This window comes from Acinetobacter sp. NBRC 110496, assembly GCF_000876115.1.
Taxonomy (GTDB): Bacteria; Pseudomonadota; Gammaproteobacteria; order Pseudomonadales; family Moraxellaceae; genus Acinetobacter.
Genome location: NZ_BBTF01000012.1, coordinates 67773 through 92854, shown reverse-complemented (window position 1 = coordinate 92854; position 25082 = coordinate 67773). Strand labels below are relative to the sequence as shown.

At 38.7% G+C, this 25082-nt stretch carries 19 protein-coding genes and 1 pseudogene; 14 read left to right on the top strand and 6 right to left on the bottom strand.

The genetic code is table 11. The features are described 5' to 3' along the window. Both Aba26S_RS08440 and metG read right to left on the bottom strand, forming a co-directional pair. Positions 1-276 (bottom strand): annotated as a pseudogene (locus tag Aba26S_RS08440) (hypothetical protein); the annotation flags it as partial. Between the two features lie 71 nt (positions 277-347). Next, positions 348-2405 (bottom strand): methionine--tRNA ligase, encoded by a 2058-nt coding sequence (gene metG, locus Aba26S_RS08435; protein WP_043971329.1) that lies wholly within the window; start codon positions 2403-2405, stop codon positions 348-350. A gap of 204 nt (positions 2406-2609) precedes the next feature. Between metG and Aba26S_RS08430 the strand changes: the two genes are divergently transcribed. Beyond that, the gene (locus tag Aba26S_RS08430) at positions 2610-3065 is read left to right on the top strand and encodes a hypothetical protein (RefSeq protein ID WP_043971327.1); all 456 of its coding nucleotides are present in this window, start codon (positions 2610-2612) and stop codon (positions 3063-3065) included. On the opposite strand, the gene Aba26S_RS08425 is transcribed toward Aba26S_RS08430, so the two are convergent. Both Aba26S_RS08425 and Aba26S_RS08420 read right to left on the bottom strand, forming a co-directional pair. Continuing rightward, a complete protein-coding gene (locus Aba26S_RS08425; protein ID WP_043971324.1) occupies positions 3062-3520 on the bottom strand; it encodes a hypothetical protein in 459 nt (152 codons plus the stop codon). The two genes, Aba26S_RS08430 and Aba26S_RS08425, sit on opposite strands and share 4 nt — an antisense overlap. Positions 3521-3592: 72 nt before the next feature. Further along, positions 3593-4090 carry a hypothetical protein gene (locus Aba26S_RS08420; RefSeq protein ID WP_005239413.1) on the bottom strand — a complete coding sequence of 166 codons (498 nt, stop codon included), beginning with the start codon at positions 4088-4090 and terminating at the stop codon, positions 3593-3595. Positions 4091-4199: 109 nt separating this feature from the next. On the opposite strand from Aba26S_RS08420, the gene Aba26S_RS08415 reads away from it, so the two are divergent. Then, on the top strand, positions 4200-4736 hold the full coding sequence (locus Aba26S_RS08415) for a GNAT family N-acetyltransferase (RefSeq protein ID WP_005239411.1): 537 nt from the start codon (positions 4200-4202) through the stop codon (positions 4734-4736). Between the two features lie 187 nt (positions 4737-4923). Further along, the gene (locus tag Aba26S_RS08410; RefSeq protein ID WP_043971321.1) at positions 4924-5373 is read left to right on the top strand and encodes a hypothetical protein; all 450 of its coding nucleotides are present in this window, start codon (positions 4924-4926) and stop codon (positions 5371-5373) included. Positions 5374-5475: 102 nt separating this feature from the next. On the opposite strand, the gene Aba26S_RS08405 is transcribed toward Aba26S_RS08410, so the two are convergent. Beyond that, positions 5476-6072 (bottom strand): hypothetical protein, encoded by a 597-nt coding sequence (locus Aba26S_RS08405; protein WP_227541493.1) that lies wholly within the window; start codon positions 6070-6072, stop codon positions 5476-5478. Between the two features lie 341 nt (positions 6073-6413). Between Aba26S_RS08405 and apbC the strand changes: the two genes are divergently transcribed. Continuing rightward, on the top strand, positions 6414-7643 hold the full coding sequence (gene apbC, locus Aba26S_RS08400) for an iron-sulfur cluster carrier protein ApbC (protein WP_043971314.1): 1230 nt from the start codon (positions 6414-6416) through the stop codon (positions 7641-7643). Positions 7644-7798: 155 nt separating this feature from the next. After that, positions 7799-8671, top strand: a complete 873-nt coding sequence (locus tag Aba26S_RS08395; RefSeq protein ID WP_005239403.1) for a 5'-methylthioadenosine/S-adenosylhomocysteine nucleosidase — start codon at positions 7799-7801, stop codon at positions 8669-8671. A 22-nt stretch (positions 8672-8693) separates the two neighbouring features. On the opposite strand, the gene Aba26S_RS08390 is transcribed toward Aba26S_RS08395, so the two are convergent. Continuing rightward, positions 8694-9251, bottom strand: a complete 558-nt coding sequence (locus tag Aba26S_RS08390; protein ID WP_005239401.1) for a DUF2062 domain-containing protein — start codon at positions 9249-9251, stop codon at positions 8694-8696. Positions 9252-9567: 316 nt separating this feature from the next. Here Aba26S_RS08390 and Aba26S_RS08385 point away from each other — a divergent pair, with 316 nt between their 5' ends. The 9 genes from Aba26S_RS08385 (at position 9568) to Aba26S_RS08345 (ending at position 24959) form a co-directional block, all read left to right on the top strand. After that, entirely contained in the window at positions 9568-10161 is a 594-nt protein-coding gene (locus Aba26S_RS08385; RefSeq protein WP_043971311.1) for a LysE family translocator, read from the top strand. Between the two features lie 107 nt (positions 10162-10268). Continuing rightward, on the top strand, positions 10269-10838 hold the full coding sequence (gene dcd / locus Aba26S_RS08380; protein WP_003653416.1) for a dCTP deaminase: 570 nt from the start codon (positions 10269-10271) through the stop codon (positions 10836-10838). A 389-nt stretch (positions 10839-11227) separates the two neighbouring features. Next, the gene (locus Aba26S_RS08375) at positions 11228-14308 is read left to right on the top strand and encodes a GLUG motif-containing protein (RefSeq protein ID WP_043971306.1); all 3081 of its coding nucleotides are present in this window, start codon (positions 11228-11230) and stop codon (positions 14306-14308) included. 86 nt (positions 14309-14394) lie between these two features. Next, on the top strand, positions 14395-16098 hold the full coding sequence (locus Aba26S_RS08370) for a ShlB/FhaC/HecB family hemolysin secretion/activation protein (protein WP_043971303.1): 1704 nt from the start codon (positions 14395-14397) through the stop codon (positions 16096-16098). A gap of 417 nt (positions 16099-16515) precedes the next feature. Continuing rightward, positions 16516-17979 carry a hypothetical protein gene (locus Aba26S_RS08365; protein ID WP_043971301.1) on the top strand — a complete coding sequence of 488 codons (1464 nt, stop codon included), beginning with the start codon at positions 16516-16518 and terminating at the stop codon, positions 17977-17979. 278 nt (positions 17980-18257) lie between these two features. Continuing rightward, positions 18258-19754, top strand: coding sequence for a hypothetical protein (locus Aba26S_RS08360; RefSeq protein ID WP_043971298.1), 1497 nt, complete (start codon positions 18258-18260; stop codon positions 19752-19754). A 278-nt stretch (positions 19755-20032) separates the two neighbouring features. Then, positions 20033-21574 carry a hypothetical protein gene (locus Aba26S_RS08355; protein ID WP_043971295.1) on the top strand — a complete coding sequence of 514 codons (1542 nt, stop codon included), beginning with the start codon at positions 20033-20035 and terminating at the stop codon, positions 21572-21574. A 278-nt stretch (positions 21575-21852) separates the two neighbouring features. Continuing rightward, complete coding sequence (locus Aba26S_RS08350) at positions 21853-23385, top strand: hypothetical protein (RefSeq protein ID WP_005239385.1); 1533 nt, start codon at positions 21853-21855, stop codon at positions 23383-23385. Positions 23386-23471: 86 nt separating this feature from the next. Further along, the gene (locus tag Aba26S_RS08345; protein WP_043971291.1) at positions 23472-24959 is read left to right on the top strand and encodes a tryptophan halogenase family protein; all 1488 of its coding nucleotides are present in this window, start codon (positions 23472-23474) and stop codon (positions 24957-24959) included. The last annotated feature ends 123 nt before the right edge of the window (positions 24960-25082 follow it).

Genomic DNA, 25082 nt, shown 5'->3' with positions numbered 1-25082 from the left:
TTGATATAGACTGGCTCTGGCTAATTTATTCTGAAAAAGATGTAAAAATAATTCACCAGTAATATAAGCTGGAATATACCCAATGATATAACCTACAACAATTGCAATCAGCATGAAGAAAAACATAGGAATAACCACACTGGGCGTGATTAAACTTTGTAAAAAACGTGTTGGATGATCTAAATAAATTAGCATATGAAAGCTGATCACAATAATAACTGTTCCAAGGATTGGACCATAACGTGTAAATGCTGTTGTTGCGTTATTTTTATTCACTTGAGCTGCTGGATTTAGTTTTTTTTAATAACATGAAAGGGCTTCCGCAGAAGCCCTTTTAATTTTAAATCTTAAGACACTTTATCACCCGGTTTAGCGCCAGATTCAGGTGAAATCACCCAAACACCTTCACCATTACCTGCGGCAAGCACCATACCGTTAGAAATACCAAAACGCATTTTACGTGGTGCAAGGTTAGCGACCATTACCACCAACTTGTCTTTGAGATCTTCTGGCTGATAAAACTCACGAATACCACTAAACACATTACGTGGTTCAGCTTCACCGACATCTAAAGTCAATTGCAGCAATTTATCAGAACCTTCAACCGTTGCAGCTTCTAATACTTTTGCCACACGAAGATCAATTTTCATGAAATCTTCAATGCCAATGATTTCAGCTTCACCGACTTTTGGCTCAGGCTTTTTCTCGGCTTTCTTTTCTTTTTTCTTCTCAGCTTTTGGCGCTTCTGCCGCCGCAGCTAAAGAATCTTTAGATGCATCCACCATCGCAGCAACAGCTTTGGCATCAACACGTTGCATTAACGGTTGGAATTGAGCAATTTCATGTGCAAGCAAGATGTGCTGACGTGATGCAAAGTCAAAGCTTTCAAGCTGTAAGAAGGCTTGAACTTGTGCGGCAAGCGTTGGTAATACTGGAGCCAAGTAAATCGCAAGTTGGCGGAATAAGTTAATACCGACCGAGCACACATCATGAACTTGTTGTTCCTGACCTTCTTGCTTGGCAAGTGCCCAAGGCTTTTTCTCATCAATATACTGATTGGCACGGTCAGCCAAAGCCATGATTTCACGAATTGCTGCCGAGAATTCACGTGCTTCATAAGCCTGTGCGATTGAATCACCTGCATCAATAAAGCTTTGAACCAGTTCCGATTCTGCACATGTATCCGACAACGTATTATTGAAGTTGGTGTTAATGAATTTTGCACAACGGCTGGCAATATTCACCACTTTACCGACAAGGTCAGAATTCACTTTCTGAACGAAGTCATCTAGGTTCAAATCTGAATCTTCAACTTTGTCAGACAGCTTAGAGGCAAAGTAGTAACGTAAATATTCAGGATTCAAATGTTCTAAATAGGTTTCAGCTTTAATGAAGGTGCCACGAGATTTCGACATTTTCTGGCCATTCACGGTCAAGAAACCATTCACAAATAAACCTGATGGGGTACGGTAGTTGGCGCCTTCGAGCATTGCAGGCCAGAACAGCGCATGGAAGTAAACGATGTCTTTACCGATGAAGTGATAGACTTCTTTATCGCTGTCTTTTTTCCAGAAATCATCAAAACTTAAATCTGGACGTTTAGTTTTGATGTAGTTTTCAAAACTCGACATATAACCAATCGGTGCATCGACCCAAACATAGAAATATTTGTTTGGCGCATCTGGAATTTCAAAACCAAAATAAGGCGCATCACGCGAAATATCCCAATCCGATAAACCCGCTTCAAACCATTCATCGAGTTTGTTGGCAATTGAAACAGGTAAACGACCTTGGTCACGGGTCCATTTCTGTAAGTATTCTGAGAAATTCGGAAGCTTAAAGAAGTAGTGGTCTGATGATTTCTCAACTGGGGTCGCACCGCTCAAGGTTGAGCGTGGATTTTCTAATTCGGTGGCGTTATACGTTGTACCACATACTTCACAGGCATCGCCGTATTGATCTTCCGCTTTACATTTCGGGCATGTGCCTTTAATGAAACGGTCAGACAGGAACATGCCTTTTTCAGGATCGAATAACTGGGTAACAGGACGAATGGCAATATTGCCTGCTTCACGGTTTTTGATATAGATTTCTTCTGAACGTGCTTTGTTCTCATCACTATTGGTTGAATCATAGTGATCGAAATGTACGCCAAAACCATCAAAGTCACGGATATGTTCTTTCTGAACATTGGCAATTTGTTGTTCTGGGCTAATGCCATTGGCTTCAGCACGCAGCATGATTGCAGTACCGTGAGCATCATCCGCACATACATAAGTCACATCATGGCCCATTGCACGCATCGCACGAACCCAAATATCTGCTTGGATATAACCGAGTAAGTGACCCATATGGATAGGACCATTGGCATAAGGTAGGGCATTGGTGACTAAAATTTTACGCACGGATATTGTTCTCTCATTCGTATTTACAAGGCAGATGATTTTACATGACTTGACGCTGACTTGCACAAGGGATTCAGTGAAATCTTTTCAAGCTGCGTTCTTGTTCTATTTTGGCGACTTCATGCAAGCTTCACTTGCACTTCAATCAAAACACATCTGTTTCGCTGAAAATGGTTACATGGTTCATCAGTGAAAGGAATAGAAATGAGATCTTGGCATTTGCTTTGTGCATCTTTTTGCGCAAGTGTGGCATCGGTTTTGAGTTTTATCATTCCATATAGTTTATTTCTTAATTTTCAACAGAACCATTTATTTCATGTGGTGAGTAACGGCATGGAAGTGATGTTGTACCTCACGCCCATTCTTATCGTGCTTGCTTTTATCTGCTATGCAATTTTGTTTGCCCTATTGAAATTACCAACCAAGATTTTCGATCTTGTTCAACTCTTTAAAATAAGTCTGATCTTTTTTATCGCGTGGATGTGTTTGGTGCTGCTGATTTTATTTGAAGATCAGGTTAATGGCTTTGATTTTGAAACATTGGCCATGAGTCTTTTCATTTTTGTTGCGGTTTTACCTGTGCTTGCAGTGGGCTGTATCAGTGCCAATATCTGTTATGTTCTGATGTGCAAGAAAAAGTACACAAGTACTTTTAGTTAATTACTTTTAATTAACTGAAGCTTTTTTGTTTCGTAGTAGAAATAAACACTGTAGCTTTTGAGTTTAGTCTGATGTCCATTCAAGGTGAAATAACCTGAACAGGGTACTCGCCATTGCTTCTCTGTATTATCAGTAAACCCGATCCAAGCATGGCCACTAAATATAAACGTACGATCATCTTTCATTGTAAAGTCATCCAAATAGACTGCATCGCACCAGAATGTATTTTGACTAAAATCTATTTTAGAAAATTTCCAGCAACTTAAAAAAGCAATAAATGTTTCTAAGTCTTCACTTTGTTGATATGTTTTGAATCGAAGAATAGTTTGGGCAATATCACGCTCTATAGACAAGACTCTACGTTGAATTCTTCTTTTGCTGGAATAAACATATCTTGACCACTTTGCATACCGTTCCTCTTCTTGTTTTTGCTGTGTATGTTCTTCTTTATTCATATTTGATTTTGAGTAGTTTTATCTACTCATTTTTAAGCATGGAATTTAGAGAAAAGTATGCACCCCGAAGGATTACATACTCTGCATTTGTTTCACAGTGACACTATGCTTTGAATTTTTTCTTAAAGAGATAATCTTTCCTTTAGACAGGAAATGAATGTGATAGCTCTTTAAGCCGTCCGTTTTCGGATCAAGGGTAATTTCAGCACACATCGGCGTTTGCCAAAGTTCATCACTGCCCAAAGTACCTAACCACGCCTGTGCTTTTAGCGCCACAGTAAATTCATCTTTGCACTCAAGTTCAGTAATACTCAGTTCACTGCACCAATGCTCAGTTTTAGGAAATTCAGCTTTAGAAAATTTCCAGCAGATTGTAAGCGCCAGACTGCTTTCAACAGGGGCTTGATCATCACTCTGTTGATCAATCACTGGAATTAACTGTTCAGCCAGATCCTTTTCAAACGAAAGAATCATGTTCTGGATTCTTCTTTTACTGGAAAGAATGTAGTTCAAGCGTTTTTCTTGGGCTTGAAGTTCCTGCTGAATTTCTAAAAGTTCATTTTCATTCATATTAGGTAATTCTGACAACGAGGTCTATGATTGAGATATTGCGGAAGTATATCCGAACTATCTCCTTATATTGTTAATAGTTTTTAATACAAACTTATTGGTTGTAAAAATGATCGAAACAGCCCGACTACGTTTAAGACAGTGGCAAGCACAAGACTCTGCATGCTTTGCTGCAATGAGTACCCACCCTCAGGTGATGGAATATTTTCCTAAACTCCTGACCCGAGCAGAAAGTGATGCCATGATCGATAAAATGCAATCGATTATCGAAACCCAAGGCTGGGGTTTGTGGGCGGTTGAGCTAAAGCAAAATCAACAGTTTATAGGTTTTGTTGGTTTACATGATCAACCTACACAATTTTCCTTCTCGCCTTGTGTGGAAATTGGCTGGCGACTCGATCATGCCTATTGGGGGCAGGGTTATGCACCCGAAGCGGCTCAAGCTGCACTCGCATTTGCTTTTAATCAGTTGAAACTGGATAAAGTGGTTGCCTTTACCACTTTAGAAAATGCCAAGTCACAAACGGTGATGCGAAAATTAAGGATGAAAAAAGTGTCTGAGTTTCAACATCCCGCTTTAGCGACGGAGCATCCTTTAAGCTGGCATGTACTGTATGAAATTCTACGATCTGATTTTATTGAATAAATAGGATGTTATTCATTTATATGATTTTTATATCTAAAAATGAATAGCTTTAACAATCCGCAATTAATTGAATCTTCCTGTATCCCATTTGTTTCAATTTGCAGCAATAGACAAAAAAAAACTCCAAACACGGTATAACTAAGACTAATCCAAACAATATGTTTTTTACCTATAGTGAGGAAATACTATGACAAACGAAAAACTTAATGAATTAAAAGATCAGGCAGCAGAATTGGGTAACGACTTAAAATACAAAGCAAAAGAAGCTCAGCTACAAGGTGAAAAAGCAGTTGATGACTTAAAACATTCGGCAGAGGAATTGAAGTTAAAGGGCGAAAAAGCGCTTGATGACCTCAAGAAAGATGTGTCTGAGCAAAATGCAGAAGGTAAAGAAGCGCTTTCGAATAAAGTGGATGATCTTAAAACCAAATTTGAAGATACTCAAAATGCGGTTCAAGATAAATTTGATCACTTTAAAGAAGAAGCAAGTCATAAACTGGATGATGCCAAAGCCAAAGCAGCTGAATTAAAGGATGAAGCAACTGCTAAATTTGATGATCTAAAAGCTCAAGCCAGCCATAAGCTAGATGATTTAAAGAAAGCAGCAACAGATACTTTAAATAAATTCAAAGGTTAAGCTTACTAACCGACGGATCGACTGAAAATATTCCTCAAACATAGGCAAACTATGTTTGAGGATTTTTATTTTAATCTCTTTTAAAGAAGTTTCTTGCTTCGCCTATTCGTCCGTACAAATGAACTGTACAGGCTGGTTAAGATGAGTATCTGTGTATTGCTGGTTTTCGATATCAAAAATTCTATAAAAAGGTTGTGAACGTTTTTTGTCAGGGAAAAGCTGATTTAGTAATGATTTTTCTAACAGAGGCTGAATATCTTGGATGTAGATTCGACCTTGTTTATCTATATATAGTTTTACATTGAATCTGAAAGAATCATCTTCTGAGGGCGAATCTTTTTGTAAAAGCAAACAAGCCGTTTCGGTTAGGAAAGAGGGGGATGCTACTCGTCGAATACGCTGTATCACAGACTGATTTTGCATAGAGATAAAAGAATAAACTTGCTCATAGTCTGAAAATAGTTGTTGGGGGTTGCGGTCATGCTGCTCTGTCGAAGCATCGAGTTTGGGCAAATCCTCTGGTTTTATCTGTTGGGCAAGTGCTAAAGCATGGTGATTGAGTATGTCTGAGTTGCTTGGTTTAAATAATTGAAATTTCATTCCTTGTTTTTCTGGGATAATTCTAACAGAGACCTTAATTTCAGACCAAGGCTCTTGACCTGTTTGCTTATTCACCACAATTTCTGTTTGTGGTGGCAATGGGTAAGGTGCCCGATTGATAGATTCTTGGGCGAACAGGGGAAAAGATGTTAGTAAACTGCATATCACGAAATAACACCGTGTCATTAAACGCCCCTATGACAAGAATAACGAGAATGTGGCTCAAAGCGTAAACATCCATTTGCTGCAGCACACATCATAAGCTTATGAATATAACTTGTTCCGCTAGAAGAATGACAGTTGTTTACGATAGCCATATAAAGCCGAAAAGTTACTATAAAAAATGAGCAATTATCTGTTTTGATATGAGCGTCCATTCTTCAATACTGCTAAACTAACCAGACTCAGTGAAATGTTGATCTGTTTTTGGAGTAAACAAAATGTCGTGGCTTTCTTCCTTAAAATCTGTTTTTTCGCCAGCACAAGAAGTGAAGGAAGACGAGATTCAAGCAGTTCTACAAAATTATGTACTGCCATATTCAGACAATGCGCTAAAAGATCGTATCAGCCAAGTCAATGTACAAGGTCGTATTTTACAACTGACGGTGAATACCTTTCCTGAAGAAAAAGATCATTTACAGCAGATCCATGATGAGTTGGCTGAAGCTTTGGAAAAATGTGGTATCCAGGAATTAAACCTGCATATTATTCAACAAAAACATGCAGCGCATGGTGAAGCAGGTCATAGCTGCTCATCCAAGCCTAAAGCAGAAAATAGCAATTTGCCGCCAGTCATGGATGCTTCACCTCAAGTAGAAGCCGATCCTAATAATCCACCAATCCAGAAAGCGGCTCCGCAACAACGCGACGTCGCGGCACATCCTCGCATTCAAAATGTGATTGTGGTTTCATCTGGTAAAGGGGGGGTGGGTAAATCAACCACTACGGTGAATCTGGCACTGGCGTTACAGCAACTGGGTTTAAAAGTGGGTGTTCTGGATGCGGATATCTATGGTCCAAGTATCCCGACCATGTTGGGTAATGCAGGTAGAACACCGCAGATTGAAAATGAGCACTTCGTACCTTTAGATGCGTATGGCATGGCGGTACTGTCGATCGGGCATCTTATTGGTGAGCACAATACGCCTGTGGCGTGGCGAGGCCCTAAAGCAACAGGGGCGTTGATGCAATTATTCAATCAAACCTTATGGCCTGATTTAGATGTATTGGTAATTGATATGCCACCGGGAACGGGTGATATCCAGCTGACTCTGGCACAACGTATTCCAGTGACGGGTGCAGTGGTTGTGACCACACCACAAAATGTGGCGTTAATGGATGCCACCAAAGGGATTGAATTATTCAATAAAGTGAATATTCCGGTATTGGGTGTGATTGAAAATATGTCGACGCATATCTGTTCGAACTGTGGTCATGAAGAGCAAATCTTTGGGACTGGTGGTGGCGATCAGTTGTCTGAACAATATCAGGTCCCATTGCTCGGCCGTTTGCCACTGGATGTAAAAATCCGTGAACATGCAGATAAAGGTACGCCAAGTGTGATTGCCAAAGATACAGCGGCGGAGAGCTATCTCAATATTGCACAGGCAGTCCTGCAACAGATGGAAAAACTGCCAAAGCGCCAGAAAGATGATAAACGTATCTTCTAAATAAACAAAAAACCCAACATCAACGTGTTGGGTTTTTACTTTCTGATTTTAATTTTAGTGGTTTTTGTTTCATCGCTTAAAAGCGACTGAAAAACTAAAATGGTACGTTGCTTGCTTCGTATTTGCTTTTATTTTTAGATAGGTTCTCGATCAAGATGCAATTTAAATATTTTATCGGCATTGCCAGTGTCTGTACGGCTGTATTGCTTAGTGCTTGTAATGGAGATAACTCTTCAAGCAGCAGTAACCAAGTACAAGAAAAACCAACATTACAGCCCATAGTGATACAGGGTGCTTTACCTGTTGAATCTGAAAGAATGGCGGCAAAACTAGACAATGCGACAGTAGAAACCATTGGTGGCTGGAAGTTCTGGAAAGGGACCTATAAGGGATATCCTGTTGTGGTCTCTAAAACCCGGATGGGCATGAGTAACTCTGCAGCGGCAACAGCGCTTGCGATTCAACATTATCAACCAATTGCCATCATCAATCAGGGGACTGCGGGTGGACATGACCCAGACCTGCATGTGTTTGATATTGTATTGGGTAAATACACGACCAATATTGGTGCATTTAAAACACCCCATAAACCGATTGGTGGTGGTTCTAATGCACTTGAATGGAATGAAGCTTTTGATGTATTGCCAGATGATGAATCTGATCCAGAGCCAATTGCAATCCGTAAGTTTGAAGGGGACAAGGAGTTACTCACAGCAGCCTATAAGGCCAAAGTGAATTATACCAAGGGGCAGGTAGTCGAAGGGGTTATCGGTTCAGCGGATACATGGAACAATGAGCTGGATCGCATCAAACTTTTTCATACGGTTTATGGAACTTCGGTCGAAGAAATGGAAGCCGCTTCTGTTGCTCAAATTGCGCAACAATTTAAAGTCCCATTCCTGGGTATTCGTGTGCTATCGAATAACATTACCAATAATGGAGCATATGACCCTGCGACAGGTGAAGCATGTCAGGATTATGCACTCGATGTTGCTGAACAATATATGAAGGCAAAAGCAGCAAAATAGTTTTCTAGAGAGAAGACGTCATTTAAATGATTTCTTCTCTCTGATGTTTCCTTCGATTTCGCCAGCTTCGGATCACGATCCAGCGCCATAGCAGAAGAGTTGCCAGATAGAACAAAATCGCAAACAAAATCGCTTCAATGATCAGCCCTGAAACCAAGATTTTAGCCAGACTGAAATCAATATGGCCATGCCCAAAGTTTTTGATCCAATTCAAAATTTGATGCAATACACCCAATAGCATGTCTTTATTGATCATATTGACGTGATAAATTTTAGTCCCAAACCAAAAGCCCAAATAAAGAATGGGTACAACGGTAAAAGGGTTGGTGAGCCACGCCATACACAGGCCAATCGGTAAATTCACTTCAAAGAATAAAACTGTCAGAATAATAAACACACTGTGAAATGGGACGGGTAAAATTCCCCAAAAGGTGCCAATTAGTATTGCTTTTGCAATTGATCGGCGATTCACATACCAAAGTAATGGATTTAAGGTGCGTTCACCAAAAATTTTCATTAGCTTTAGACTAGCGACTTTCTCTGCTGAAGGCAGCCACTTGTGAAAGAATTGCTTAGGCATAAACGTTGCAATAAACCCAACAGGACAAGGAAACAGTTGATCGTATATAAAATAGCATTATTTACTTAGTGAAAACTTAAAAGAAGCACAAACTTATTCCTTTAAAAAACAAGCTGATTGTCAATAGGTTACATTTATTCTATTTATATGATGATTTTTTTATGCTGTGACTATTGAGTAGAGAGGGCTTGAAATCTATAAAATGCATGTAAAACAAAAGCTTAATTTATTTTTCAACATAAGTGCTTACAGTTGTTTTTTTGCTATCCCTTGAGAATTGGATTAATCTGAAACGATCTTGTAGTGGGGTCATTCAATGATTTCATGGTTCTTTATTGGTTTAGTCATCACCATTTTGCTGACTCCTGGTCCTACCAATACTTTATTAGCATCTTCTGGTATTCAGGTAGGATTACGTCGCTCTTTATTATTGATTCCCGCAGAAGCTGTGGGCTATATCATTGCGATTAGTGCTTGGGGAATACTGATTGGTAAAGTGTCTGCAACCTTGCCAGCATTGCCGATTTTCCTGAAATTATTAAGTGCGGCTTATATCGTATTTCTTGCAATTAAGTTGTGGCGTACTGCAAATCAAGAAGTGGCCTTAAATCAACCGACCATTCGACCTAGAGAGTTGTTATGCGCGACCTTGTTGAATCCTAAGGCACTGTTATTTGCCTCAGCTATTTTTCCTGTTGCCGCATGGCAAAACCAAGAAATTTATATGACGCATATGGGGAGCTTTGTTGGACTAATTCTGCCGATCGCTTTATTCTGGATTTCTGTTGGTGCAATGTTAGCGACCAATAAAGTGACATGGTTGTCTCAATCAAAATTACAACGTACTGCCTCTGTGGTTCTTATGGCTTTTGCCATCCCGATTAGCTACTCAGCCCTCATCAATTTATAACTTTCACAGCGCTATCCCGAAGAACAGGATGGTGCTGTTGTTTTCATTGATATCATTTTACGTTAAAGTACTCGCCAATTATTAACTTCGTCTATGGATAAAAAGTCATGGCAATAAAATCTGATCGTTGGATTCGTGAAATGAGCGAAAAACACGGCATGATTGAACCTTATGCAGAGAATCAAGTTCGTTTTGATGAAAACGGTGAAAAGTTGATTTCTTATGGGGTATCAAGCTATGGCTACGATGTCCGTTGTGCACGCGAGTTTAAAGTGTTTACCAACGTTCATTCAGCGATTGTCGATCCAAAGAATTTCGATGATAAAAGCTTTATCGATATCGAATCTGATGTATGCATTATTCCACCCAACTCATTTGCTTTGGCGCGCACCATTGAATACTTCCGTATTCCACGTAATGTTTTAACTGTTTGCTTAGGTAAGTCGACTTATGCACGTTGCGGGATTATCGTGAACGTAACGCCGTTAGAACCAGAGTGGGAAGGTCACGTTACCCTTGAGTTCTCAAATACAACCAATTTACCTGCACGTATTTATGCCGGTGAAGGTGTTGCACAGATGTTGTTCTTTGAAAGCGATGAAGTGTGTGAAACTTCATATAAAGATCGTGGCGGTAAATACCAAGGCCAAACTGGTGTGACATTACCAAAGACCTAATTTTTAATCATTCTAAATTTTAACCATTGATCAATGGGTCAATGGTTAAAACGTTCTAACTAAGAATTGAATAATAATTTTAATACTGATGTTCAAATTTACTTACTTTAAAAAATAATAACGCTCTTTCTACTTTTATTTTTAATATTTTCTCATTTTTAATGGAGGTGGTTTTTATCATTCTAAATAAGATTCTTATTTCACCATTGCCTTTGCTCTTCTTCCTTCATACAGACATTTCAAACTTACTCGCTCGAGCTGATTTACTTTATTACTTGGTGATGTTTTAACCATTGGTCAGGAAAATATATTAATTAATCAAACAATAAAGAAGATATGCTAAAAATAAACCGCAATTTTTAAAATATTAAGAACAGGTGAGAATAATTGTGAATAAGATCTATCAACTAGTATGGAATGCGACATATCTTTGCTGGCAAGCAGTGAGTGAAATGGCGAAAGGGGGCGTGGTTGCAACGCAATCAACAACAATCAAATCTAAAACCTCTATTGCTCATACAGTAAAACGAGCAGCATTCTTTGCAGTGAATGTGCTGAGTGCCAGTATTGCATTTGCAGGACCAACAGGTGGAGTGGTCAGTTCAGGAACAGCCACGATTTCAACCGCAGGAACCACCACCACCATTAACCAGTCAACCGCAAAAGCCGCGATTGACTGGAGCAGTTTTTCCACCAATAGCAATGAAATCGTGAATTTCGTGCAACCAAATAGCAGCTCGATTACCTTAAATCGCGTCACGGGGACAAGTGCATCCAATTTAAATGGTCAGCTAAATGCCAATGGACAGGTATTTATTATTAACCCGAATGGGGTGTTATTTGGCAGCACCTCGCAGGTCAATACGGCAGGTTTGGTGGCATCGACCCTGAATTTGAGCAACAACGATTTTAATAATAATCTATTTAATTTTACCAATACCAGCAATAACAAAACCGTTGAGAACCGCGGCAAAATCACAGTGCCTACAGGTGGTACAGTGGCCTTGATTGCACCAACTGTAAAACACACAGGCACGATTAATGCAACGCAGGGCAATGTATTATTAGCGGCTGGTGGAGATATCACCCTGAATCTAAATAATGGTAGTTTATTGGGTTACACCATTAATCAGGGCAAGGCACAAGCCTTGATTAACTCAGGCGGCATGATTCAAGCCGATGGTGGTAAAGTGATCCTGACTGCAAAAGGGATTGATGAATTAAGCAATGCCGTAGTGAACAGTGTTGGGGTGATCCAAGCGCAAACGGTGAACAATGTCCGTGGCGTGATTGAGCTTGGCAGTGATTTAAGTAGTGGTACGGTAAATGTCAGCGGTACGCTAGATGCATCGGCTCCGAATGGAGGCAATGGTGGGCAAATCAAAACTGCTGCGGCAGAGGTTCATGTCAGTTCAGGCACGAATATCACAACACAGCGTAATAGTGCGAGCAGCTTACCGCCGACCAGCAGTGGTTGGGAACTGAAAGCTAAAAATATCGATGTCGATTTCTTTGGTGGCAGTGTCAGCAGTAGCACCTTGGGTGATGCCTTAAACAAAGGTAATGTGAGCTTAAATGCGATGGGTACAGCCGAAGGCCAAGGCAATATTAATATCAATGATGCCACCAGTTGGAATGCCAATACAGCACTTACACTAAGCGCAAACAAAGATATTAACTTTAATAGTGACTTGGATTTAAGTGGAGATAAGGCCAAGCTTGCCATGAATTATGGTGCGGGTTCGGATTACAACCTAAATAATGGCGCCAAGATTAATATCAGTGGTTCATCCCCGACCTTATTGATTAATGGAACTTCCTACATTGTGATCAATGATCTAGGTGAAGAGGGTGATGCCAATATCAATACCTTGCAAGGAATGAACAATAACCTGACAGGAAATTATGTCCTAGGCAGTAATATTGATGCTTCTGATACCGTGAACTGGAATGGTGGTAAGGGATTTGATCCAATTGGTAAATTTGGTTTATCAGCTATAGTAGTTCGTGACTCAAACTCACCCGATGGTTTTAATGCAACAATCACTCATACGGATAAGCCATTTTCAGGTGAGTTTCATGGCCTAGGACATACTGTTAATAATCTGTATATAAACCAGCTAGAAACTTTATATTTTCCACAGCCGCCATTAGAAGTTTTACCCGTAACCATTAATTATTATACAGTTGGTTTATTTTCTTCAACGACCAATACGATTAGAGATATAGGTGTAACTGATGGAGTCGTACAGGGAATGAATCGTGTTGGAGGATTAATTGGTTATCAAAAATATGGGTTGGTTAAAAATAGTTATAGTACAAATTCTGTAGCAGGGTACAGTGGTCTTGGGGGACTTATTGGTCAAAGTGGCTCTATTGATGAAGAAAAAAATCAATTGATTTCTGGTGAGATTGTAAAAAGTTATGCGAAAGCCAATATTTCAGTTTTACCGATGGATAGAGCTGAGGATTCCAATATTAATATTGGGGGCTTAGTCGGTCAAAGTTTTAGTACTATAAAAAATAGTTATGCTACTGGAAATATTAATATCGATACAAATGGGATGTTTATTGGTGGGCTAGTTGGTGAGTTGAATAATGCTGATATTATCAATAGTTATGCAACAGGAAATGTAAATGGAAATATTATCTATGCAGGTGGCCTTGTTGGTTTATTTAACTATGGTCGAAGGGATTCCCAAATCATCAATAGTTATACAACAGGAAATGTAAAGGGTTCAATTGATGTTGGGGGATTGGTTGGGCGTATTGGTACAGGGGCTGTGATTGATTTAATACTAAATAAAGAGGCGTCAGCAACTGTAAAAAATAGTTATGCAACAGGAAATGTAAATGGTTCAAGTTATATTGGGGGATTGATTGGTACTACAGTTGCGGGGGCCTTTTTGGATCCAATATTAAACATTGATGCAGCAAAATATGTTTATGTTACAGATAGTTATGCATTGGGTGATGTTTCTGGTCAAAGTTATATTGGAGGGTTAATAGGGATTCCGTATGAAAGTACAATTAAAAATAGCTATGCTGTAGGCCATGTTTCTGGTCTGAATGACACAGGAGGACTAATGGGGGCTTTGCACCGAAGCACAGTTTCAAATAGTTATTCTTTAGGTAATGTTTCTGGTCAAAGCCAAACAGGGGGACTAATAGGGTTTTCGTATGAGGGCACAGTAACAAATAGTTATGCTTTAGGTAATGTTTCTGGTCAATATCAAACTGGAGGGCTAATAGGTGTCTCGACCGAAGGTATAGCTCAAAATAGCTATTGGAACACTGAAACTTCAGGACAATCTACCAGTGCAGGAGGGGTTGGAAAAAATACAGCAGAAATGCAAAAAATCCTGACCTTTACAGGGTGGGACATTGCTGATGTCTCTGTCCCAAATTCAACTTCGACATGGGTAATTGATGAAAATCACAAGACCCCATGGCTTCGCTATAATCATTGAGATTAAAACAGATTATTAAAATATAAGACCAGAGGCCGAAGCTTCTGGTCTTTAAAAAATAAGATATTGAATGAATTAGAGTCACAATGAAATTTTATTTACGAAAACAAGTAAGCAGACATAATCAAAAAACTCTTCGAATGATCAGTGGGATGAGTGTTTTAGTCATTATGTCTTCTATGGTTCATGCCGAAATTGTGATCCCTGATAGTGGTACTATTACTCAGCAATTAAGTCCTGAACAATTCAAAGAAATACCTAAAACAGATCAACAGTACTTTGGTTCTGATTCATCGCAGCAAAATTATAGTCAGGATCAGACCCCCATATGGGTCACAAAAATCCAGATAGAAGGCAATCAGCAAATTGCGACAACGATTTTGCATGATTTAGTCAAGGCACTAGAAAACAAAAATAATGTTATGGCCGATTTACAGTTCGGCGCAGAAAAAATTACCCAATATTATAAGAAGCAGGGGTATTTTTTAGCGAAAGCATATTTGCCCAAGCAAAAACTAGAAAATGGAACATTAATTATTCGTGTGCTTGAAGGCCAACTGGGGAAGGTTATTTTAAATAATCAGTCTAAAATTAAAGATAAGGTGATTCAACGCTACACAGATCAACTCCCTCATTATCAAGCCTTGCAACAACAGCAAAGTAATAAGACTTTGTTGCTTATTTCAGATTTATCGGGCGTGGGGCAAATCCAAGCAAACTTACAGGCTGGCGAACAGACTGGGCAAACAGACCTTGTTTTGGATGTTCTAGAACAACAGACTTGGCTTGGGCGAATCGGGATTGATAACTCTGGTAGTCGCTATACAGGAAAATATCGACTTTCAGGCTATCTCGAAAGTAATAGCTTGCTGGGCTATGGAGAGAAGTTATCTGCTCAACTACTTGGCAGTAATCAGGACTTGGTTTCTGGAAGTCTAAATGCTCGATTTCCTGTAACAGGAATGGGTTTATGGTTAGGCGGTGGTTATAGTAGAACTCAATATGAGCTTGGTGAGCAATTTAAGCAGTTAGAGGCAAAAGGAAGATCTGAAAACTATAATTTAAACCTTATTTATCCATTAATCCGAAGCCAAAAGTCGAATCTGAATTTGAAGCTGTTAGCCGAAAAAAGAAAGCTATTTGATGAAATTGCTGTAACAGATACAGAGACATTCAAACAGATCGAGGCGAGTCGAATTGCATTAAGTTTTAGTCGCATGGATGATTGGGGCGTTGGTGAGATAAAAGGGGGAATCAATCAGCTTGAATTAATTACGACCATTGGCAACCTGGACATACAAAGTCCATCGGCTTTGAATATTGATCGATTATCGGCAAGGACCCAAGGCAGTTTCAATAAATATGAACTGAAACTTGCTAGACAGCAAAGATTAACCGCATCCTCATGGTTCACCAGTGAGTTATATGGACAGCTTGCATCTAAAAATCTTGATTCAGCGGAAAAACTTTCTTTGAGCCAGATGCGTGCTTATCCAGCGGCAGAAGGGCTTGGTGATCAAGGCTGGGGAGTATCAATTAATTTTTACTACCAACTAACACCATGGCTAAATACGTATCTATTCCAAGATTTTGGGCGAATACAGCAAAATAAAAATCCGTATCTTAACGACAAAAATACCCGTGCTCTGGCAAGCACTGGGATTGGTTTTGGTGGTGGCTCTCAGGACTTTGATTACAATGCCACGCTTGCATGGCGAACTACCTCGGCAGCAAAGAGTGATCAGGATCAGCAACCACGATTTCAATTTGGGGTAGGTTGGAGATTTTAAGTTAAATCAACGATTAATATTTTCTGTAAATATTATTAATAATCTATATTTTAGAATAGAGCTATTCTTTTGTTATGACCTAATATCATGCTTAGATAAATTATATATGTGACTTGTAGATCTGTTTTTAATATATGTCAAGCGCTTAACATATAAATGAGGGTTGGAGTGTAACTTATTCTATGCAAGTAGAGTGAGATTTTTAAGTGACCTATTTAAATAAATTTTATATTTATGGCCTAAATTGTTTAGAAAAATAAAACTAGTATTTTAGAATAATTAATATATTATTTAGAGATGATTCGTTTTTATACAGCTTCACAGCAGATAATGGATTAGAAAATCTCCTGTGATTAATTGATATAAAAACATTATAAAAATAAACAAATATGGATGTGCTAAACACGGAGGTGGGTTATGCAAGGCTTTAAATCCCTTCATTTTGCAATGTTGACTCTAGGTAGCTTGTGCTTAAATTCTGCTTATGCAGCGTCTACAACGTTGCATCGTTTATCAGATACTGAAATGTCTGCAACCACAGGGCAGGCTTTGTTGAGTATGTCTTATATTGCTCCTAGTGATACTAAAAATTTAGAAAGTCAGCGTACAGATGGCGATCCAAATCTTGGTTTTTATCGTTTAGGAATGGAAGCGGAATTAGAACTGAATGCCAATATCAAGAAATTACAGTTAGGCTGTGGTGGCGCGAATGGAGCAGGTGGATGCGATATTGATATAGATCATTTAAGTCTCAGTGGCGTTTCTGATACACGTGACGGTAGAGCAGGTTCAAGTGCAAAATTAACCAATCCTTTTATTGAATTTGCGATTCAAAATCCAAATCAGGCCTCGACTCGAAATGTGGTTGGACTCAGATTAAGTGCTGAAAAGGTTTTAGGATTATTGTCACTGGGCACAGAAAACTCGACTACGCCCAATGGAATCAATAGTCTTTCTGGGTATATGAAAGTTCGATCTGGAATTGGGGATACCGAAATAGAGCAAAGTAAAGTTAAGGGTTATGCTAATACAGCAGCACAATATATGAGTTTAGCGACCTATCCGATTGAAGGGCGTTTAATCGCAAATGTATTGGTTGACTTAGCTGATGCCGATTTCAGAACAAATGGTGGTGGTTTTAGTATTCCAGAAATGAATAATCTTCCGTTTGAAAATCCACAAATTGTCGTCAATGGTAAAAGGAATAGCTCAATAGGTTTAAATGCAACCGTCAATATTCCAACAATTAATTTAGGAACAGGAAGTGATTACCCTGCATCAGGTAGAACTACAACAGATGCAAATGGAACAACAACTGCAGTGTATACCGCGGGTAATCCAGTTGATGCCGTGATTACAGGATGTAGAAATTTAACTTTAGCACCAACATGTCTAGTTGCATGGGAAGGGCGGCAGTTTAGCAATATTAAAATGAGCGGCTCTGTAAATGGAGCGAAAGCAACGGTCAACTTTCAAGAGGCTTTAGGATTTATTCATCGCTTAGAGATTAATTCGGCAGCCTCTTTAAGTTTGCAAAAGCAAAATATTTTGTGGCCAGATTCTGATGCCGCAAATATTGCTCAATCTGGATGGTGGCTTGCTTTACAAGATCCTGTAAGTATTGGACGAGTTGAACCGACACAAAGACTGAGTATTGAACCATTGTTGGGGCAGTTTGCTACAAAAGCTGGAGATTACTTAAAACAGAATCCTGCGCGAACAAATGATCTTCTTGGTGTCATGACGGGTAATGGTTTGGATGTGGATATTGGAAATTTAGACTTGTCGAATGTTGCAGCGTTGCAGATGAATTTATCTAATTTGCAGTTGAATGGACAAAATTTTGCGCCAAACTGCTATGGGAGTTTAAGTTTCTGTTAGTTTTTGTATTAATAAAAAAGACAGCTTATGCTGTCTTTTTTATTTTATTCACCTTTATAAAATAGCTTGATCTAATTCTTTGTTAAATTCTCTTGAAAAGCATATTTATTTATCATTATAGGTCACTTTTATCGGAAAATATTTATTGTTTTATAAGCATTATGTTTATATTAAAGTGATTACTATCATTTTTATAAGTGCTATTTATTTTTAGATCAGGTTGCTATTGAGATAAATGTTTAAGCTGTTTTTTTAAAAAACTAAAAAAGGATTTTATAGTGAAAAGTAGATGTTTATTTATATTTTTTTTAGGGGTGAGTGGTTTTTATCTAGGTTCCGCTGGGGCTGCCTCTTCTACTTTACAGCGTCTGACAGATCATGAGTTGTCTGCAGCGACAGGACAAGCTTTAATGAGTTTGTCGTATATTGCACCAACAGATGCAACGAATTTAGAGACAAAAAGAGCAGGTGGCGATAAAACCATTGGATTTTATAAACTGGGCATGGAGGCGGAGATTGAACTGAATGCCAATATAAAAAAATTCCAGTTGGGCTGTGGTGGAGCTAATGGCGCAAATGACTGTGATATTGATATTGATAATTTAAGCTTAAGTGGTCTGAAACTTGATTCCAGTGGTAAACCGGTTGCGATGACAAGAGAAGAACGAGCCTCTTCATCAGCAAAATTAACCAACCCCTTCTTAGAGTTTGCGATAAAAAATCCAAATAGTGCAGCTACCAGACAAGTCGTAGGATTTCGTTTAAGTGCAGAAAAAGCTATTGGCTTATTAACCGCAGGTAATGAGAACTCTTCCACACCGAATGGGATCAATACAATTTCAGGCTATATGAAAGTTCAATCAGATAATGCTGGTGTAATTAAGGGGTATGCAACTACAGCGGTAACACGAGATAATCTATATGGAACGATGTACAATCAAGATGATCTGGTGATCACAGGTACGCTAAAATCAATTTTAGGCGCTAAAGCTGGCTTTAAAACGGTTGGGGGCGGATTTAATATTCCACAAATTAATAATAACTATTTTGAAGTTCCTGCAATATTAGTAAATGAGAATAGAGCTAAATCTAAAGTTTTGTCGGCTCCAGTAAAAGTTCCCAATATTTATTTAGGTAGTGGAGCGAATTATCCTATAAATGGCTCTGTTCAGTACAATCCAAATGGGCCACATGATCCTTCCTATCAAGAACCTTCAGGTATTTACACACAAGGAGGGTTAACCCAAGCTGAAGTAACCAGTTGCAATATTACCGCGTGTTTAATTGCTGGGGTTGGGAAAAGATTTAATCAGGTCATGATGAATGGTACGATTTCAAATATTTCAGCGAATCTGAATTTAACTCAATCACTAGGTTTAATTCATAATTTACCGATTAACTCTCCTTTCTCATTATCATTACAGCAAAATGCCTTACAGTGGACTGGTGCTAAAAGTGATGATATTGCCCAAAAAGGTTGGTGGATGTCATTTTCAGACCCTGTAAATATTGGTTATGTTGTACCAAAAGATCCAATTGATATTTCTCCACTCTTTCCTCAAATTGCAACTGCTGTTTCGGATTGGTTACGTGATGGTGGTGGGCATGAGGCCTATACGGGTGATATTGGTGGACTACTTGGATTAGGTGTTCTAGATGTTGATATTGGTACTGTAGATTTAGCGGGTAAGTCATTAAATTTAAATCTAGGTAATTTGCAATTAACAAACCAAAATTTTCAACCAAACTGTTTTGGTAATTTGAAATTTTGTTAATTTTTAGTTTGATAAAAAGTAACTAAGGTTGCTTTTTTATCAAATTAGACGGATAGAAATAATCTATCTGGTTGATTTTATGATTATTTGGCTTTTTCGGTAAATTTTGTTTTACTTTTTAGGCTATTTTTGTCGGAAATTGCCTATTATTTAACAAAAAATAGCTTTATATTGACACGAGACATAGGACACAGGGTTAGTTCGCTAATATTTTGTCTATAAGTAAATTTAACAAGGATAATTATTTTAATTTTAAAAAACTGAAAAGGAATTTTATAATGAAAAATAGATATTTATCAATGGCCTTTTTAGGAATGTTTAGTTCTTGTGCGAATTTTACATATGCCAACTCTGCAACTTTATATTCTATGTCCGATAGTGAAATGTCTGCGACTACAGGCCAGGCACTAATGAGTCTGTCTTATATAGCACCTAATGATACAGCCAATTTGGAAAGGCAACGTGCAGGTGGCGAACAAAGTGTAGGATTCTATAAATTGGGGTTAGAAGCAAAACTGGAATTAAATGCCAATATCCGAAATCTACAACTTGGCTGTGGTGGTACAAATGGCACTGGCGGCTGTGATATTGATATTAAAAATTTATCACTGAGCGGCTTAAATGATGGTGTCGTGAGTGGTTCTACAAATCCGAACGAAGGAAGCCCAACTTTTAATAATGGACGTGCATCGACTAGTGCGGAAATTACCAATCCATTTATTGAGTTTGCGATTAAAAATCCAAATAGTGCTTCAACCCGAGAGTTTGTTGGCTTAAGACTCAGTGCCGAAAAAATTAATGCATTATTAACAGCGGGTATTGCAAATGCAGCAACCCCATCGTCAACAGATGGGATACAAAGCTTGAGTGGCTATATGCAAATCGCAGGTACGACAGGTGATGTCTGGACAAAAGCAGCTACATTCGGAAAGAGTGATTCAAACTGTTTGCCTGGAATTAGTGGTCCAACGGCGTGCCAATCAATTGCGGGGAAATTGGATGTCGTACTGTGGGGCCGTAGAGATTTTGCTAGTTTACCTGCTGATAGTAATACGACGGGTATTACGGTTCCAAGTATGAATGTCGGATTTACTTTACCAGCATTTACCGTCAATGGTAATCGACAAACAAAAGCGGTTGCGCCAAATGTAAGCGCAACGATTCCTGAAATTCCAATTGCAAAAGCATCAAATTGTGTTGCTGGTGATACTCGAGCGGCATGTACTGTTAATTATGACAATGATCAGTTATATGTCAGTCTTAGAAAGGCAAGTGGTTCTGGTTATAATGCTGCCAATTTGGCTCAGACGGACTGTGTTGCTCTTTTGATCTGCCTTGTTAGTAATGCGAAGTTTAAAATGGGAGCAGATTCAAAACTAACTAACTTAAATATAGACATTACCTTTGAACAAGCATTGAGTATGATTCATAACATACCTTTAAAAGGAACGGGTGGATACTTGGCTTTGCAAAAACAAGCTTTGCAATGGCCAGGTGCAAATGCCGATGATATTGCGCAAAAAGGTTGGTGGATGTCATTTGCTGAGCCAGTACAATTAGGATATCTAAAAGCATCACAACAAGTTGATATTAGTGGCGTCTTACCTCAGGTTTCTACATTTGTTACTCAGGCTTTATATGCAGGCGACCCAATCAATATTAATTTAGCCGATGCGGCGGGGGCCTTAACGAATAATCCAATTGTTAAAAGCTTAACCATACCAGTGGGCACCAGCACTGCAACACTAACTCTTCAAAATCAACAGCTTAAAAACCAATCTATTCCAACAAACTGTTATGGCAGTTTAACATTTTGTTAATTCTCTTTCTTTTTGAAAAGACAGCATAAGCTGTCTTTTTTTTATGTAGATGGAAACTCTCTATCTGAAAATTTTACTGTTTGGTTCATTATTGAATGTCACTTATAACTTTATAGGCCATTTTTATCGGATATTGTCTATTATTTAACAATTTTTGAGTTTATATTGGAAAGCGTAATATGGCATGTGGTTAGCTCATTAACCTTATTTGTCTATAAGTGGAGTTCATGGAGATAAGTATTTCACTTTAAATTTTAGAATCTAAAAGGATTTTTATAATGAAAAATAGATATTTATCTATGGTTCTTTTGGGAACTATGGGGTTGTGTGTAAATTCTGCATATGCGAGTTCTACCACTTTGCAGTCAATGTCAGATAGCGAACTTTCAGCGACTACAGGTCAGGCTTTAATGAGTCTGTCTTATATCGCACCTACGGACAATGCTAATTTAATGAAAAATATTGCTGGTTCCAATAATATTGGCTTTTATAAATTAGGTATGGAAGCCAAAGTTGAACTTAATGCAAATATTAAAAATTTACAGTTAGGTTGTGGCGGCATGAACGGTGCTGCTAATTGTGATATTGATATTAAGAATCTTTCTTTAAGTGGTTTGCCTGATAGTTATGATGCAAATGGTAGTCCTATTTTTAATAGCCGTGCATCTACAGATGCGACAATTACAAACCCTTTTATTCAATTTGCTATCCAGAATCCGAATTCTGCTTCAACACGACAAGTGGTTGGTTTACAGTTAGGAGCTGCCGCTATTAGTGGTTTATTGACTGCCGGAACAAACAATAGTGCGACTCCATCGACAACAGATGGAATCCAAAGTTTAAGCGGTTTTATGCAAATTGCCAGCACCACAGGTACTGCAGTGACTCAAGCTGCAACTTTTGGTAAAGGAGCTAGTAATCAGTCACTTAGCGGCTATGCAAATATTTCTGGTTTAGGTAATGCATCATTTGTGAGTGACCCGTCTAATAGTAAAACAACCGGGATTACAATTCCAAGTATGACCGTTCCATTTACACTTCCTTCCTTTAGTATTAATGGTGTGAGACAAACTCAAGCTAATGTACAAAATATTATGGCGAATATTCCGATTATTCCAATTGCGCCACAAACAGGATGTTCAGGAAATATTACGGGGACAAATTTAGCTTGTGGTTCTGGAAACACAACTTGGGGAAATGATCAATTATATGTTGATTTAGGGTGTAATGCCCCAGGTTCAGGACTTTGTGGGCTGATCACCGCCGCAGTACCCAATACCATATTTAAAATGGCAAATAACTCAAGCATTACCAACTTGAAAATGAATATTACTTTTAACCAAGCACTGAGTATGATTCATAACATACCACTTACAGGGACAGGTGGATATTTATCTTTGCAAAACCAACAACTTCTTTGGCCTGGTGCAACTGTTGCTACCTCTGATCAGGGAATCAATAATTTGAATGCGATGAGCAGTGGAACGGATGTAGCGCAACCTGGATGGTGGATGTCTTTTGCCGAGCCAGTACAGTTAGGTAAATTAAATGTGACTAATCCTGTAGATATCAGTTCGGTGCTGCCGCAAGTTGCAAAAATGGCATCCGATCAATTGAAAACGTCTCCATATACATATGTTAGTTTTGGATCGGCGATTGGAGCTTTAACCGGAGCACCAATCGTGCAACAAATTAATATTGATTTAGGGGCATATACAACAACCAATCCTGCAACTTTAACACTACAAAATCAGCAGTTAAACAACCAAAAGGTTGTTTCAAACTGCTATGGCTCATTATCATTCTGTTAATGTCTATGCAAAATTGAACTATTTAAAATGGAATTTAAGTGGAAGTTATAAGCTTCCACTTTTTATTTATATTGAAGGGAAGTCTGATGCTAAATTTAAGAGGATTAAATCGAGTCGCGGTTGTGGGAGGTGGGACAGCAGGTTGGTTTGCAGCCTTGCAGCTTAGGCAGGTGTTTGGCCCATCTGTTGAGGTAATGGTTATTTCCGCGCCAGAGATTCCGATTGTTGGTGTGGGTGAAGGTGGGGTACTCAATTTACTGACGGTATTGCGTGATTTAGAGATTGATTTAAAGGATTTTATAGATAAAACAGGGGCTACACTTAAATTGGGGTTTCGCTATGAACGTTGGCGAACGGGTAAAGAAGATGACTATTACTACCATCTTTTTCCGCTTCCAACAGAAGACTTTGCATGGAATGAATTTGGATTTAATCCTTATTTATCTGGACTATTTAATCATGGCATAGATGTTAGTCGCTATATGGCATCTTATCAATTTAGTGAAGATCGTAAACCTTTTCAGGAGGTTTTACAGATTTTATTAGAAGGAAAAAATAATTTTGGAGCTTCGCTGCATTTTGATACTTTTCGGGTTGGTCAATATCTAAAGAAAATTGCTCTATCTAGAGGGATAGTTCATATTGAAAATAAAATAGAGGATTTTGAACTCGACCCTGCAACAGGCTATGTCTCTGCAATTCAATGCATAGATCAGAAGATTAGTTGTGACTTTGTCATTGATGCCTCTGGATTTTCAAAACTCTTGATCGGGAAAAAATACCAAAGTTATTGGTGCTCTTTTGCTGACATTTTACCGATGAATAGAGCTTTACCTTTTCATTTACCGCATAAGAATAAAATTGAGTTGGTGACAAGAGCGACTGCCTTGAGTTCGGGCTGGGTATGGCAGATTCCACTACAAGAACGGATAGGTGCGGGCTATGTCTATCATGATCAATTCATTACAGATCAGCAAGCGCAGCAGGAAGTTGAGCAATGGTTGGGCTATTCAATCAATCCGGTTAAACCTATCGCATTTGAGGCAGGCTATTTTCAAGAGGTCTGGATCAAAAATGTCGTAGCTATTGGTTTGGCATCGGGTTTTATTGAACCATTGGAGGCAACGTCAATTGGCCAGATGCTCAGTCAGTTAGCGTTGTTGATCTCATTTATTCAAGAAAATCATGGGGTGATTTCACAGCAGAATATAGATTTTTATAACCAGCAAAATGCCCAATATTGGCAGGGTATACGTGATTTTATTCGTATGCATTATGATACTGGACGGTCAGACACCCCATTTTGGCAATATATGCTGACCGTACCACAGTCAGAAAGCTATCAAGAACTAAAAAAATGCTGGCTACATCGGACACCACGAGATATTGATTTTGTAGAACATAGTATGGGAGGGATGTCGATGTTTAGTGCTGCCAGCTGGTTTGCTGTGGGGGCTGGGGTTGGGGTCATCAAGCCTGAAGCGACTTCGGCGGAACTCTATGCATTGTCACCAGAAAAAAAGCAGAAATTAGCGAAGTATTTGCAGGAAATAAAGCAACAGTTAGCACTGTGATTTGTTGCATGTGTTCAGGGCAAAGTTATATTTATTTTCATACATCGGAAAAATGTAACTTTTAACGGGTTTTTTTTGCATTTGCGTAAATAGTAGGCATAATAAAAACTGAGATTGACTAGG

Excerpts from the sequence above, each read along its gene's own strand:
- Aba26S_RS08350 (WP_005239385.1), top strand. The coding sequence starts at position 21,853 with ATGAAAAATAGATATTTATCTATGGTTCTTTTGGGAACTATGGGGTTG.
- Aba26S_RS08355 (WP_043971295.1), top strand. The coding sequence starts at position 20,033 with ATGAAAAATAGATATTTATCAATGGCCTTTTTAGGAATGTTTAGTTCT.
- Aba26S_RS08420 (WP_005239413.1), bottom strand. The coding sequence starts at position 4,090 with ATGAATGAAAATGAACTTTTAGAAATTCAGCAGGAACTTCAAGCCCAA.
- Aba26S_RS08345 (WP_043971291.1), top strand. The coding sequence starts at position 23,472 with ATGCTAAATTTAAGAGGATTAAATCGAGTCGCGGTTGTGGGAGGTGGG.
- Aba26S_RS08390 (WP_005239401.1), bottom strand. The coding sequence starts at position 9,251 with ATGCCTAAGCAATTCTTTCACAAGTGGCTGCCTTCAGCAGAGAAAGTC.
- Aba26S_RS08370 (WP_043971303.1), top strand. The coding sequence starts at position 14,395 with ATGAAATTTTATTTACGAAAACAAGTAAGCAGACATAATCAAAAAACT.
- apbC (WP_043971314.1), top strand. The coding sequence starts at position 6,414 with ATGTCGTGGCTTTCTTCCTTAAAATCTGTTTTTTCGCCAGCACAAGAA.
- Aba26S_RS08425 (WP_043971324.1), bottom strand. The coding sequence starts at position 3,520 with ATGAATAAAGAAGAACATACACAGCAAAAACAAGAAGAGGAACGGTAT.
- Aba26S_RS08415 (WP_005239411.1), top strand. The coding sequence starts at position 4,200 with ATGATCGAAACAGCCCGACTACGTTTAAGACAGTGGCAAGCACAAGAC.
- Aba26S_RS08395 (WP_005239403.1), top strand. The coding sequence starts at position 7,799 with ATGCAATTTAAATATTTTATCGGCATTGCCAGTGTCTGTACGGCTGTA.
- Aba26S_RS08385 (WP_043971311.1), top strand. The coding sequence starts at position 9,568 with ATGATTTCATGGTTCTTTATTGGTTTAGTCATCACCATTTTGCTGACT.
- Aba26S_RS08365 (WP_043971301.1), top strand. The coding sequence starts at position 16,516 with ATGCAAGGCTTTAAATCCCTTCATTTTGCAATGTTGACTCTAGGTAGC.
- Aba26S_RS08410 (WP_043971321.1), top strand. The coding sequence starts at position 4,924 with ATGACAAACGAAAAACTTAATGAATTAAAAGATCAGGCAGCAGAATTG.
- Aba26S_RS08430 (WP_043971327.1), top strand. The coding sequence starts at position 2,610 with ATGAGATCTTGGCATTTGCTTTGTGCATCTTTTTGCGCAAGTGTGGCA.
- dcd (WP_003653416.1), top strand. The coding sequence starts at position 10,269 with ATGGCAATAAAATCTGATCGTTGGATTCGTGAAATGAGCGAAAAACAC.